The following is a 13,574-nucleotide window of genomic DNA, read 5'->3' as shown; positions in this document are numbered from 1 at the left end:
GGAGACACACAGTGACGGCACACAGTTGGCGCGTCCTCGGAGCAACGGGCTTCATCGGTTCCGCCATCACCACCGCCCTTCGCTCACGCGACGTCCAGGTCACCCCGGTGGCCACACCCCGCCTTGCTTCTCCGGCGACCACCGTCCACCACCTCATCGAGCACGCACACCGTCTGGAATCCGTGATCGACTACCTGGCGGAGTCCTTCGCCGGCGCCGACACCGTCGTCAACGCCGCAGGCCTCGCCGCACCCGACCAGACGCACCAGCAGTCCCTGACCGGCGCCAACGCGCTGCTCCCCGTTCTCGTGGCTCTCGCCGCGCACCGCACGGGTGTGCGCCGCGTGATCCACATGAGCTCAGCGTCCGTGCAGGCGGACGCCCCCGTGCTCGACGAGTCCATCCGCACCGCGCCGTTCTCCCCCTACTCGTTCTCCAAGGCCCTCGGGGAGTCGGCGCTCTACCGCCTGCACTCGCAGTGGGAGGGGGAGGACCGGGCCCCGGAGATCACCGTCATCCGGGCGACGTCCGTGATGGGCAGCGACCGCCGTACCACGCGTCTGCTCGCCCGCTTCGCCTCGTCGCCGCTGAGCTCGGTGGCCGGCGACGGTACCGCCCCCACTCCTGTCACGTCGGTCACGGCGCTCGCCCAGTTCACGGCGTCCGTGGGCGAGTTCCCGGGTGCACTGCCGCCGGTGATCCTGCAGCCGTGGGAGGGCGCGACCACCGGGTCCGTGCTGCGCGACGCCGGCCGCCGCCACCCCACGAGCCTGCCCCCGTGGCTGTGCCGCGCGGTCATCGCCACCGCGCGCTTCGGCTCCAGCGTGGTCGGCCACCGTTACGCGGGACTCATCCGCCGCCTCGAGGTCACGTGGTTCGGCCAGCGCCAGGTCCCCGGCTGGGCCCACGAGCACCATGTGATCCCCGAGCCGCACGTCCAGGAGATCCTGCGCCAGGCGCACCTCGCGCTCGGGCGCTGAGCCGCCCACCCGGCACGACGAAGGGCCCGCCCCTCACCGCACTGCACGGTGGAGGGGCGGGCCCTCGGTCATGGACCCTGCGGTGCGTGGTTGTCACCCCGTGGTCATGCTTCCTAGGTCGGCCAGCCGGGCCGACCGCCGGGGGTCGCCGATGCGTCTGCGGGCGACGACTCCGCTCAGTCCCGGTGCGCGGGCACCGTTTACTCCGGGTCCGGGTCCGGGTCCCCCACGAGGCGCCGCGCCTCGTCCATGCTCAGCGCGCTCGTGCCACCCCACCGCGGTTCCGGGCGCACACTGCGGTCGCGCCCCTGGTCCACGGGACGGTCCTCGGCCACGGTGGACTCCAGGACCATCGAGGTGACGATTTCGTCGTCCGAGACGTCAATCTCAGCCTGCGGGTCGGCCTCTGCTCCGGTCGCAGTGGTCGCATCCCCGCCGGCCACACCATCCGGGCCTGTGGCCGACGTCGACGCCGACGCCGCGGTTCCACCCGCGGACGGGATTCCGGAATCGGCAACCTCCGCCGCGGTGGCGGGGGCCGATTCGCCCTGCGCTCCCCCGTGGACCGTGGGCACCACCTCGCGGAGCCGCTCGAGAGTGATGGCACCGTGACGCAGCACCACCGGCGTCTCCCCCGTGCAGTCCACGATGGTCGAGGCCACGTCCTGTGCACCGGAGGCGGCATCCGCGACGGGGCGGACGCCGTCGTCGAGATAGAGGGGCACACGGTTCTGCAACATCTCCTGCGCAGCCCGCGCGGTGCGCGCGGCGGGCATGCCGGTCCGGTTGGCCGAGCTCACGGCCATGGGTCCCACGCGCTCGAGGACCGCGCGCGTCACGCGGTCGTCGGGGACGCGCAGGGCCACGGTGCCGTGCGTCTCGCCGAGGTCCCAGCCGAGCGTGGGCTGGGCCCAGCACACGATGGTCAGCGCACCGGGCCAGAACGCCTCCGCGAGGGCGCGGGCCTCCGCGGAGACCTCGTCCGCGAGCCCGTCCATGACGGCCGGCCGGGCGATCAGCACGGGCGGCGGCATTTCGCGGGTGCGTCCTTTGGCACCCAGCAGGGCCTGGACACCCGCGGCCGAGAAGGCGTCGCAGCCGATCCCGTAGACGGTGTCCGTGGGCAGGACGATGCACCCGCCCTCGGTGACGACCTCCGCGGCCCGCGCCACGGCGTCGTCGAGTTCTTCCTGGCTCCCGCAGGGCCTGATCTCACTCACGCGCATCTCCTCTGCTCACGTGTTGCCTGTTCTTCCACGGCCTGGCGGGCTCGGGTACCTCATCGTCGGACCGGTCAACCCCTGGGCCCGTCACGCCGCGTCGGTCGTCACGGCGTGCGGTGCCCGCGCGCCGGGTTCAGTCCCGCTCCCCCGGCAGGAAGGCGGTCGTGGCCCGGGGCCGGTCCGTGAGGTCGCGATGGCACTGCACGTCCACGAAACCCCGGCGGCTCAGCGCATCGGCCACCGTCTCGACCTGCGACTCCGCGTGCTCCATGACGAAGCTGCCACCGGGGCGCAGCAGCCGCAGCGCCGTGTCCATGGCCGCGGCGGGGAAGAGCATGCCGCTCTCGTCCCCACCGTAGAGCGCCGTGGGCGGGTCGTAGTCGCGAACCTCCGGATCCCCAGGAACTTCCCCGACGGGGACGTACGGGGGGTTGGTCACGACCACGCAGAAGCGCCCGGAGCCCTCGACCGTGACGTCGCGGTAGTCGCACTCGAGCAGCCGGACCCGGCTGCCTGCCAGGTTCTGCCGCGTCCAGCGCAGCGCCTCCGGCTCCCGCTCGACCGCGGTCACGCGGCACGCCGGGTCCTCGGTGGCCACGGCCAGGGCAATGGCCCCGCTTCCGCTCCCGAGGTCGACGACGGCGGGGTGCACCTCACCGTGCTCGCGCCACTGCCTCGCGTGGTCCAGTGCCAGCTGCACGAGCAGCTCGGTCTCCGGGCGCGGCACGAAGACTCCGGGCCCCACCGCGAGGTCCAGCTGCCGGAACGGCGCCCGACCGGTGATGTGCTGCAGGGGTTCCCGCCGGACGCGGCGCGCCACGAGTTCCCGGTAGCCGGCGGGTTCGGGGGCGCCCAGGATGGCCTTCGCCTCCGTCTCCCCGCGGCTCAGGCCGAGGGCGTGGGCGGCGAGCAGGGCGGCGTCGGCGTCCGGGGAGGCAACCCCGGCGGCCGCGAGCTCACGGCGGGCCCCGGCGATCGCCTGGGCGAGGGACGTGGCCACGGGTCAGTTCTTCCGGCCCGCGGACCCCTGTCCCGAGGTGTCCTGGCTCAGCTGCTCGAGGCGGTGCCGCTCGTCGAGCTCGATCGCGGAGGCGATGACAGGATCCAGGGCACCGTCCAGCACGTGGTCCAGGTTGTAGGCCTTGTACCCCGTGCGGTGGTCCGCGATCCGGTTCTCCGGGAAGTTGTAGGTGCGGATGCGCTCCGAGCGGTCCACCGTGCGCACCTGGGACTTGCGGGCCGCGGCGTTCTCGGCGTCGATCTGCTCCTGCTGGTGCGCGAGCAACCGCGCCCGCAGCACGCGCATGGCGGCCTCACGGTTCTGCAGCTGGGACTTCTCGTTCTGCATGGACACCACGATGCCCGTGGGCACGTGGGTGATCCGCACGGCGGAGTCCGTGGTGTTGACCGACTGACCGCCCGGACCGGAGGAGCGGTAGACGTCGATCTTGAGGTCGTTCTGGCTGATGTCGATCTCGTCCGGCTCGTCCACCTCGGGAAACACCAGCACCCCCGCGGCGGAGGTGTGCACACGGCCCTGCGACTCGGTCACGGGCACGCGCTGCACCCGGTGCACCCCGCCCTCGTACTTGAAACGGGCCCACGCGCCCTCGGACGGGTCGGAGGAAGTGCCCTTCACCGCGAGCTGCACGTCCTTGTACCCACCGAGCTCGGTCGGGGTGGAGGACAGGATCTCGGTCTTGAGCCCCGACTGCTCCGCGAAGCGCATGTACATGCGCAGCAGGTCACCGGCGAAGAGCGCGGACTCGTCCCCGCCCTCCCCCGCCTTGACCTCCAGGATCACGTTGCGGCCGTCGTCCGGGTCCCGCGGGACGAGCTTGCGGCGCAGCACCTCGCGCGCCTCGCCCAGCTGCTCCTCGAGCGGCTTGACCTCCGCCGCGAGCTCGGGATCCATGCTCCCGAGCTCGCGGGCGGCCTCGAGGTCCTCGGACAGGCGCTCCACCCTGCGGTGCGCGTCCACGATCCCGTTGAGCTCCGAGTAGCGCCGACCCAGTTTCCTGGCCCTGCCGGCGTCCGCGTGGACCGCCGGGTCCGCCAGTTCACGTTGCAGCTGGGCGTACTCGTCCAGCAGCGGCTGCACGGGATCGGACATGGGGCGTTCTCCTTCTCGACGGGTGGGACGTGGCGCGCGGGCGTCCTAGTGACCGGCGAGCGTGGTCTTCTGGACCTGCAGCAGGAACTCCGCATTGGACTGCGTGTCCCGCAGCTTGCTCGTGAGCAGCTCCAGGGCCTGCTGCTGCTCCAGACCGGAGAGCACGCGGCGCAGGCGCCACATGATCTTGATCTCCTCCGGCGAGAGCAGGTTCTCCTCACGGCGCGTGCCCGAGGAGTTGACGTCCACGGCGGGGAAGATGCGACGGTCCGCGAGCTGGCGCGAGAGCCGCAGCTCCATGTTGCCGGTGCCCTTGAACTCCTCGAAGATGACCTCGTCCATCTTGGAGCCGGTCTCCACGAGCGCGGTGGCCAGGATGGTGAGCGAGCCGCCGTTCTCGATGTTGCGCGCGGCACCGAAGAACTTCTTGGGCGGGTACAACGCCGCCGAGTCCACACCACCCGAGAGGATGCGCCCGGATGCCGGTGCGGAGAGGTTGTACGCGCGGCCCAGGCGGGTCATGGAGTCCAGCAGGACCACCACGTCCATGCCCATCTCCACGAGACGCTTCGCGCGCTCGATCGCGAGCTCGGCGACCGTGGTGTGGTCGTCAGCGGGACGGTCGAAGGTCGAGGCGATGACCTCACCCTTTACCGTGCGCTGCATGTCCGTGACCTCTTCGGGGCGCTCGTCCACGAGCACCATCATGAGGTGCACCTCGGGGTTGTTCGTGGTGATCGCGTTGGCGATCGACTGCAGCATCAGGGTCTTGCCCGCCTTGGGCGGGGAGACGATCAGACCGCGCTGGCCCTTGCCGATCGGAGCGACCAGATCCACCACGCGCGGGCCGATCTTCTTGGGGTCGGTCTCCAGGCGCAGGCGCTCCTGCGGGTACAGCGGCACGAGCTTGTTGAACTCGACACGGTCCGCGTTCTCCTCCGGCTTGCGGCCGTTGACCGTGGTCAGCTGCACGAGCGCGGAGAACTTCTGGCGCGAGTTGTTGTGCTGCTCGCCCTCGCGGGGAGCACGGATGGCGCCCACGATGGCGTCGCCCTTGCGCAGGTTGTTCTTCTTGACCTGCGACAGGCTCACGTAGACGTCCGAGGGGCCCGGCAGGTAGCCGGAGGTCCGCACGAACGCGTAGTTGTCGAGCACGTCCAGGATGCCGGCCATGGGCAACAGGACGTCGTCCTCGGTGATCTCGACGTCGTCCACGTCCGGGCCGTTGTTGCGGTTGCGACGGTTGCGGCGCTCGTTGCGGTCGTTGCGATCACTGCGGTCATTGCGGTCGTTCCGGTTGCGGTTGCGGCGGTTGCGGCGCGAGCTGCCCTCGCCGTCGTTGTTGTTGCCGCCGCCGTTGTTGTTGCGGTTGCGGCGCTCGTTGCGGCCCTGGCCGTCCTGCGAGTTCTCGCCGGAGTCCTTGGAGTCGCGGGAGTCCTTGGAGTCCTGGCGGCCGTTGTTCTCCTGGTTGCCGTCCTTGGAGTCCTTCTGGTTCTGGTTGCCGCGACCACGGCCACCCTCGGACTTCTCGTCCCGCTTGCCGTCCTGGGACTTCTCGTCCTTGGAGCCGGAGGAGTTCTCCTGCTGGGAGGACTTCTCGTTGCGGTTGCCGCGCCCGCGCTGGTTGCGGCCGCCGCGGTGGGAGCTCTCCTTCGAGTCCTCGCCGGACTCGGAGGACTCCTGGTTCTCGTTCTCCTCGGAGGACTTGCCCTGGGCGGAGCGCTCACCGGAACCGGCGGCGCGGTGGGAGCGGCGCGAACCGCTCTGGCGCTTGCCGTTCTGCTCCGAGTTCTCACCGGAGCCGGACTCCGCCGACTGCTCGTCGGACCCGGCACCGCGGGAGGAGAACTCGTCCGAGGAGCCCGCCGGGGCGGCGTCGTCGACGTCGTCCGAGTGGCGGCGCGAGGCCTGCCGGGCGGTCTGCTCGATCTTCTCCTCGACAGCTTTGTCGCGGGCGGCGACGGCGCCACCGCGCTGGTGGGCCGAGATGGCCTCCACGAGGAGGGACTTGCGCATGCGGCGGGCGCCGGTGATGCCGAGCTGGGCGGCGAGGGCCTGCAGCTGCGCGAGTTTGAGCCCGGACAGGCCGGCGCTCTGGGCTTGCGAGGTGTCCGTTCCCTGTTCGGGGGCGGTGGATTCTGTCACGAAGCTTCCTTCTGACTCGGTGGGGGTCACGGCATTCAGATCGCCAGCAACCCGACGTTGATGGTGTGGGCCGCGCACTGCGGGCCACGAGAGTGCGTGCCGAAGGCACGCGACATCAGCAATGAAGTCCCCCGAAACCCCCGCGGGACCGCTGCGCCACACCACAGAGATGGTGACAGAGGTGGCCGGTCAACGCGGGAGAGGATCGCAGAGAGGCGGTGCTTCCGAGTACCTGCGGAGATGAACTGCGCACCAGTCTCGACTGCGGAGGTGCTGCGTCCGGAACGGACGAGTACCCGGGGGCTATTGCGTGGATACCGTCACTTTAGCACCCTCGCGCGGCACCTGCAGGATCTGGACACGCCAGGAGACCGGCTGACCGCGGTACGAGTGGGCGGGCGACGCCGTGTCCTCGGCGATCTCGTGGATCGCCGCCGCGGCGCGCTCGGCCTCTTCAGCACCGTTAACGAGCGTGAGGACCGTGGGTCCCGCGCCGGAGATCAGGGCGGCGTGACCGCGCTCGCGCAGCCGCGTCATCAGTTCCGCGCTGGGGGCCATCGCCTGGGCCCGGTAGGGCTGGTGCAGCAGGTCGAACGTGGCGGGCAGCAGCAGCTCGGGGCGACCGCCCAGAGCGGAGACGAGCAGGGCCGCCCGGCCAGCGTTGACCGCCGCGGTGCGGTGCGCCACGGTGTCGGGGAGCAGGCCGCGGGCCATGGCCGTGGCGACCTCGAAGTCCGGAACGGCAACCACGGGGACCACGTCCGGGTGCACGCTCACCGGCACGCTGTGGAAGCGGCCCTCCTCCTCGTAGGAGACCGTGAGCCCGCCGAGCAGGGTGGGCGCCACGTTGTCCGGGTGGCCCTCGAGCCGCGAGCACACCTGCAGCACCTCGTCCGGGGTGAGCCGGGAGGCCGCGGACAGGAAGGCGTTGGCCGCGAGCACGCCGGCCACCACGGCCGACGCCGAGGAGCCCATGCCGCGCCCGTGCGGGATGACGTTGTGGGCCTCGAGCCGCAGCGGCGGCAGGGATCCGGCACCGGCGGCGTCGTACGCGGCCTGCATGGCCCGCAGCACCAGGTGCTCGTGCGTGCGCGGCACCCCGCCCCCGGCGGCCTCGCCGTGCAGGTCGAACTCGAGGCCGGAGGAGAGGCGCGTGAGGCGCACGGTGTCGCGGCACTCCAGCGCGAGTCCGAGGGAGTCGAAGCCCGGACCCACGTTGCCCGTGGACGCCGGGACCTCGACGGTCACCGTGGTGCCCACCGGGGCCCCGTGACGGGCAGGGTCGTTCAGGTGTGCCTCGCTCACCGCGCCACCGCTCATTCCAGGCCGAGGGCCGCCGCGACCGCGACCACGTCGAAGGGGACGCGCTTCGGCTCGGCGGCCTGCTCGTCCTCCGCCTCGGCACCCTTGATGGCCCACTGCGGGTCCTTCAGGCCGTGCCCCGTGACCGTGGCCACGATGGTCCGCCCGGAGGGCACCTCACCGGCGCGCGCCTGCTTGAGCAGACCCGCGACGCTCGCCGCGGAGCCCGGCTCCACGAACACGCCCTCGCGCGAGGAGAGCCAGCGGTGGGCCTCCAGGATCTCGTCGTCCGTGACGGAGTCGATGACCCCCCCGGACTCGTCCCGGGCGGCGATCGCGCTGTCCCACGAGGCGGGGTTGCCGATCCGGATGGCCGTGGCAATGGTCTCCGGCTCGGTCACGGGGTGGCCCAGCACGAGCGGTGCCGCGCCCTCCGCCTGGAAGCCCCACATCACGGGCGTGTGCGTGGCGACCGCGGGCAGCATCTCCCCGGTCGTGCCGGGCGTTTCCTGCGCGTACTCTCGGTAGCCCTTCCAGTACGCGGTGATGTTGCCGGCGTTGCCCACCGGCAGGACGTGGATGTCCGGGGCGTCCCCGAGGGTGTCCACGACCTCGAACGCCGCGGTCTTCTGGCCCTCGATCCGGTACGGGTTGACCGAGTTCACCAGGAACACCGGATAGGACTCCGAGAGCTTGCGGGCGACCTCGAGGCAGTTGTCGAAGTTGCCGTCCACCTGGATGATGTCCGCACCGTGGGCCACGGCCTGGGACATCTTGCCCATGGAGATCTTGCCCTCGGGCACGAGCACGGCACAGCGCATCCCGGCCTGCTTCGCGTACGCCGCGGCGGAGGCGGAGGTGTTCCCGGTCGAGGCGCACACCACGGCCTTCGCGCCCTCCTCCTTGGCCTTGGTGATGGCCATCGTCATCCCGCGGTCCTTGAAGGAGCCCGTGGGGTTCATGCCCTCGAACTTCAGCCACACCGTGGAACCGGTCAGCTCGGACAGGGCGCGCGCACGGATTAGGGGCGTGCCGCCCTCCCCCATGGTGACGACCTCGGTCTGCTCGGTGACCGGCAGCCGGTCCTTGTACTCGTTGATGACGCCCTGCCAGACGTGTGCCATGCGGCGTTCTCCTCGGTTCGACTCGGTGCTTCTCGACTCGGTGCTTCCCGACCGGTCGCTTCGACGCGTTGGCCCCGCGGTTTGCGGCGGGCGGGGCCGGCCACCTGCTACTCCCCGGCCTCCACAGGCGTCACGGACACGATGTCACGCACCACGGGCAGCTCGCGCAGCGCGTCCACCGTGGCCACGAGCGAAGCGTGGCGCCCGGTGTGCGTCACCAGGCGCAGCAGGGACGTCTCGTTGACGCGCGGGTCCTCGCTCTGCTGCATCGTGGAGATCGACACCCCGTGGTCCGCGAAGACCTGCGCGAGGCGCGCGAGCACACCCAGCCGGTCGTTGACGGCCAGCGTCACGGACAGGCGCGTGGTGACGTCGTCCATGCTCACCGCCGGCAGTGCGGCGTAGGGCTCGAGCGGGATCCCGCGGGCCCCCAGAGCGATCGCGCGCGCGGCGGAGACCAGGTCTCCCAGCACGGCCGACGCCGTGGGGTCGCCGCCGGCGCCCTGGCCGTAGAACATCAGCGAACCGGCGTTCTCCGCCTCCACGAACACGGCGTTGTACGCACCGCGCACCCCGCCCAGCACGTGCTCGCGCGGGATCATCACCGGCTGCACGCGCAGGTTCACGCCGTCGCCGCAGCGCTCCCCCACCGACAGCAGCTTGATGACGTAGCCGGCCTCCTTGGCCGCGGCGACGTCCTCCGCGGTGACACCGGTGATGCCCTCGCAGTGGACGTCCGCGATCGTGTAGCTCGAGTGGAACGCGAGGGAGGCCAGCACTGCGGTCTTCGCGGCGGCGTCGTGCCCCTCGACGTCCGCGGTGGGGTCCGCTTCCGCGTAGCCGAGCTCCTGGGCCTGGGCCAGGGCGTCGTCGAACGCCGCCCCGGTGGAGTCCATCTGGTCCAGGATGAAGTTCGTGGTGCCGTTCATGATGCCGAGGAACCGGTTCACGCTGTCCCCGGCGAGGGAGTCCCGCATGGGGCGCACGATCGGGATGGCCCCGGCCACGGCGGCCTCGTAGGACAGCTGCGCGCCGGATGCCGCGGCGGCGTCGTGCAGCTCACGGCCGGACTCGGCGAGCAGCGCCTTGTTGCCCGTGATCACCGAGGTGCCGGCGTTGAGCGCGCGCAGCACGCGGGTGCGCGTGGGCTCGATGCCGCCGGTGAGCTCCACGACCACGTCCGCGGCGTCGATCACGGCGTCCGCGTCCGTGGTGAGCAGCTCGCGGGGCAGCTCGACGTCGCGCGGCGCGGTGACGTCGCGCACGGCGATCCCCGACAGCTCCAGGCGCACACCGGTGCGCTGCGCCAGCTCGTCCGCCTGGGTGAGCAGCACACGGGCCACCTGCGAGCCCACGGTGCCGGCGCCCAGCAGACCGACCCTCAGGACGGGGGTCTCGGAGGTCTCGTGTGTGGAGGGTGAAGGGTTCATCGGTTCGGAGGTTCCTCAGCGCTCGGGCGGGTGGAGGCGGTCGTGGCGTGCACCGGATCCGCAATGCCGGTGTCACGTGCGAGCAGATCGGTGACGGACTCGCGGCGGACGATCTCGCGGCTCCAGCCGTCGGGGCCCACGGCCACGATCCCGGGGCGGGGCAGCCAGTTGTAGTTGCTGGACAGGGCCCAGCAGTACGCGCCGGTCACGGGCACCACGAGCAGGTCCCCCGCGGCGACGTCGCCGGGCAGGTAGACGTCCTTGACGACCACGTCACCGGACTCGCAGTGCTTGCCCACCACCCGGGTGAGCACCGGCGCAACTTCGGAGACGCGGTTGCCGAGCACGGCCGTGTAGTCGGCGTCGTAGAGCACCGGGCGCGGGTTGTCGCTCATGCCGCCGTCCACGGAGACGTAGCGGCGTTCGACGCCAGGGCCCACCGTGACGGTCTTGACCGTGCCCACGGTGTAGACCGTGCACCCGGAGGGACCCGCGATGAAACGGCCCGGCTCGAAGGACAGGTGCGGCGCGGGCAGCTCCGAGGACTCGAGGGCCCCGGCCAGCAGCGCTGCGAGGTCCGCGGCGATCGCGCCCACGTCCCGCGGCTCGTCCGCCGCGGTGTAGGCCACGCCGTGCCCGCCGCCGAGGTCGATCTCCGGCAGCACCGCGCCCCAGCGGGAGGCCACGGTCTCGCGCAGGGCCAGCACGCGCTCGGCGGCCTGGCCGAAGCCCTCGGCCGCGAAGATCTGGGAGCCGATGTGGCAGTGCAGACCGCGCAGGTCCAGCGCGTCCGAGGCGTCGAGGCACGCGGCCACGGCGGCGAGCGCCGGGGCGTCTTCGCCCTCACGGGCCGGGTTGAGCGAGAGCCCGAACTTCTGGTCCTCGTGCGCCGTGGCGATGAACTCGTGGGTCGAGGCGTGGATGCCGGGGGTCACGCGGATCATCACGGGAGCGCGGGTGCCGTGCTCATGGGCCAGGCGCGCGAGCAGCTCAATCTCCGCGAGGGAGTCGACGACGATGCGTCCCACGCCCTCGCGCAGGGCCAGGCCCAGCTCGTCGGCGGACTTGTTGTTGCCGTGCAGCGCGATCCGGGCGGGGTCCACGCCGGCCGCCAGCGCGACGGCGAGCTCGCCGCCGGAGGCGGTGTCCACGTTGAGGCCCTCCTCGCTCGCCCATCCGACCACCGCGGTGGTCAGCAAGGCCTTGGAGGCGTAGTAGACCGCCACGTCCACACCGAGCGGGTGCAGGGCACGTTCGAAGGCCTCGCGGAAGGCGCGGGCACGCGAGCGGAACGTACGCTCGGAGAGCACGTAGCTGGGCGAGCCGAACCGCGCCGCGAGCTCCGTGACGGGGATCCCGTCCACGCACACGCGGCCGGAACCGTCGCGCGAGTACTGCGACGTGAAGACCAGCGGGTCCAGGGCGGCGGGATCGGTGGGCTCGTGCAGCCAGGCGGGAGCCAGGGGGTGGCCGGACACGGTCACATCCTCTCCGGGGCACTGACGCCCAGCAGGTCCAGCCCGTTGGCGAGCACCTGGCGCACGGCGTCGTTGAGCCACAGCCGGGTGTGGTGGACGGGCTCCACGGAGCCCTCTCCCTGCGGGGTCACGCGGCACGCGTCGTACCAGCGGTGGTAGGCACCGGCGAGCGCCTCGAGGTGACGCGCGACCCGGTGCGGCTCGCGGAACTGGGCCGCCTGCGCGACCACGGAGGGGTACTGGCCGAGCGCGGCGAGCAGGTCCGCCTCGCGCGGGTGGTCCAGCAGGGCGGCGTCGAACTGTGGCTCGCCGTCCGCATCCGTGCGCGAGACCCCGGCGGCCTCGGCGTTGCGGGCGACGGCGCACGTGCGGGCGTGCGCGTACTGGACGTAGAACACGGGGTTCTCGTTGGAGCGCTTCGTCAGCAGCGCGAGGTCGATGTCGATGTTCGAGTCCACCGAGTACCGCGTCAGCGAGTAGCGGGCAGCATCCACCCCCACGGCCTCCACGAGGTCCTCCATGGTGACCACGGTGCCTGCACGCTTGGACATCCGCACGGCCTCACCGTCGCGCACCAGGTTGACCATCTGCCCGATCAGCACCTCGACGGCGTCCGGGGAGTCCCCCAGGGCGGCCGCGGCGGCCTTCAGGCGCGCCACGTAGCCGTGGTGGTCCGCACCCAGCATGTAGATGCACAGGTCCGCGCCACGGTCCCGCTTGTTCTTGAAGTACGCGATGTCGCCAGCAATGTACGCGGCGTTGCCGTCCGACTTGATGACCACGCGGTCCTTGTCGTCCCCGTGGTCCGTGGAGCGCAGCCACCACGCGCCGTCCTCGAAGTAGAGGGCGTCCGAGGAGCGCAGCTGGTCCAGCAGGGTCTCCACCTGGCCGTCCTCGAACAGCGAGTTCTCGTGGAAGTAGACGTCGAAGTCCACCCCGAACTCGTGCAGCGAGGACTTGATCTGGGAGAACATCAGCTCCACGCCCGTGGCCCGGAAGACCTCCTGCGGGTCGTCCGACTCGAGCGCATCCGGGTGCTGGGCGAGGACGTCGTCCGCGATCTCGGAGATGTACTGCCCGCCGTAGCCGTCCTCCGGGGCGGCCTCGCCGCGGGCGCTCGCCAGCAGGGAGCGCGCGAAACGGTCGATCTGCGTCCCGTGGTCGTTGAAGTAGTACTCGCGCACCACGTCCGCGCCCTGTGCGCCGAGGATGCGTGCCAGGGAGTCCCCGACCGCGGCCCAGCGCGTGCCGCCCAGGTGGATCGGGCCGGTGGGGTTCGCGGAGACGAACTCGAGGTTGATGGTGGTGCCCGCCAGGCCCTGTGCCGTGCCGAAGGCCGCACCCTGCTCGACGATCGACTGCGCGAGCTCACCGGCCGCGGCGGCGTCGAACGTGATGTTCAGAAAGCCCGGACCGGCGATGTCCACGGTCTTGACACCCGGCACCTCCGCCAGGCGGCGCACCAGGATCTCGGCGACCTCCCGGGGGTTGCGCCCCACCTTCTTGGCGACCTGCATGGCCACCGTGGTGGCCCAGTCGCCGTGGTCACGGTTCTTGGGGCGCTCGACCTTCGCCTCGGGCAGGTCCACGCCGTCCACGGCGGTGAGTTCACCGGCGGCCACGGCGTCCTGCAGGCATGCGGAGACGGCGGAGGAAAGTTCTTCAGGAGTCACCGTGACAGTGTAGCGGGGCAGGTGCGCGCGGGCCGATTCGCGGACGCCCGCGCGCACCGCGCGGATTCGTGGCGCGCGGGCACCTGGTAGTATCGTCGAGTCGTCG

Annotated in this window: 10 protein-coding genes; 1 reads left to right on the top strand and 9 read right to left on the bottom strand. The window is 71.5% G+C overall.

The genetic code is table 11. The annotated features are described in order from the left end of the window. Positions 1 to 11 precede the first annotated feature (11 nt). Positions 12 to 980 (top strand): NAD-dependent epimerase/dehydratase family protein, encoded by a 969-nt coding sequence (locus KVA01_RS07770; protein WP_068469419.1) that lies wholly within the window; start codon positions 12 to 14, stop codon positions 978 to 980. 200 nt (positions 981 to 1,180) lie between these two features. On the opposite strand, the gene KVA01_RS07765 is transcribed toward KVA01_RS07770, so the two are convergent. The 9 genes from KVA01_RS07765 to argS all read right to left on the bottom strand — a co-directional run bounded on the left by KVA01_RS07765 (position 1,181) and on the right by argS (position 13,468). Then, positions 1,181 to 2,200 carry an L-threonylcarbamoyladenylate synthase gene (locus KVA01_RS07765; protein WP_233438805.1) on the bottom strand — a complete coding sequence of 340 codons (1,020 nt, stop codon included), beginning with the start codon at positions 2,198 to 2,200 and terminating at the stop codon, positions 1,181 to 1,183. Between the two features lie 136 nt (positions 2,201 to 2,336). Next, a complete protein-coding gene (prmC, locus tag KVA01_RS07760) occupies positions 2,337 to 3,203 on the bottom strand; it encodes a peptide chain release factor N(5)-glutamine methyltransferase (protein WP_068469417.1) in 867 nt (288 codons plus the stop codon). Positions 3,204 to 3,206: 3 nt separating this feature from the next. Continuing rightward, the gene (prfA, locus tag KVA01_RS07755; protein ID WP_141269608.1) at positions 3,207 to 4,316 is read right to left on the bottom strand and encodes a peptide chain release factor 1; all 1,110 of its coding nucleotides are present in this window, start codon (positions 4,314 to 4,316) and stop codon (positions 3,207 to 3,209) included. 45 nt (positions 4,317 to 4,361) lie between these two features. After that, the gene (rho, locus tag KVA01_RS07750; protein ID WP_141269606.1) at positions 4,362 to 6,461 is read right to left on the bottom strand and encodes a transcription termination factor Rho; all 2,100 of its coding nucleotides are present in this window, start codon (positions 6,459 to 6,461) and stop codon (positions 4,362 to 4,364) included. A 303-nt stretch (positions 6,462 to 6,764) separates the two neighbouring features. Continuing rightward, on the bottom strand, positions 6,765 to 7,766 hold the full coding sequence (gene thrB / locus KVA01_RS07745; RefSeq protein WP_233438804.1) for a homoserine kinase: 1,002 nt from the start codon (positions 7,764 to 7,766) through the stop codon (positions 6,765 to 6,767). 11 nt (positions 7,767 to 7,777) lie between these two features. Further along, positions 7,778 to 8,887, bottom strand: a complete 1,110-nt coding sequence (gene thrC / locus KVA01_RS07740; protein WP_068469410.1) for a threonine synthase — start codon at positions 8,885 to 8,887, stop codon at positions 7,778 to 7,780. A 107-nt stretch (positions 8,888 to 8,994) separates the two neighbouring features. Continuing rightward, on the bottom strand, positions 8,995 to 10,317 hold the full coding sequence (locus KVA01_RS07735; protein WP_068469408.1) for a homoserine dehydrogenase: 1,323 nt from the start codon (positions 10,315 to 10,317) through the stop codon (positions 8,995 to 8,997). Next, entirely contained in the window at positions 10,314 to 11,795 is a 1,482-nt protein-coding gene (gene lysA, locus KVA01_RS07730; RefSeq protein WP_141269602.1) for a diaminopimelate decarboxylase, read from the bottom strand. The genes KVA01_RS07735 and lysA overlap by 4 nt, the downstream gene beginning before the upstream one ends. A 2-nt stretch (positions 11,796 to 11,797) precedes the next feature. Next, positions 11,798 to 13,468 (bottom strand): arginine--tRNA ligase, encoded by a 1,671-nt coding sequence (gene argS, locus KVA01_RS07725; protein WP_141269600.1) that lies wholly within the window; start codon positions 13,466 to 13,468, stop codon positions 11,798 to 11,800. Between the last annotated feature and the right edge of the window lie 106 nt (positions 13,469 to 13,574).

Origin of the sequence: Kocuria varians (assembly GCF_006539885.1) — a bacterium.
GTDB lineage: Bacteria > Actinomycetota > Actinomycetes > Actinomycetales > Micrococcaceae > Kocuria > Kocuria varians.
Note: the sequence above shows the minus strand (reverse complement) of the source record. Positions and strands in the feature narration are given on the sequence as shown.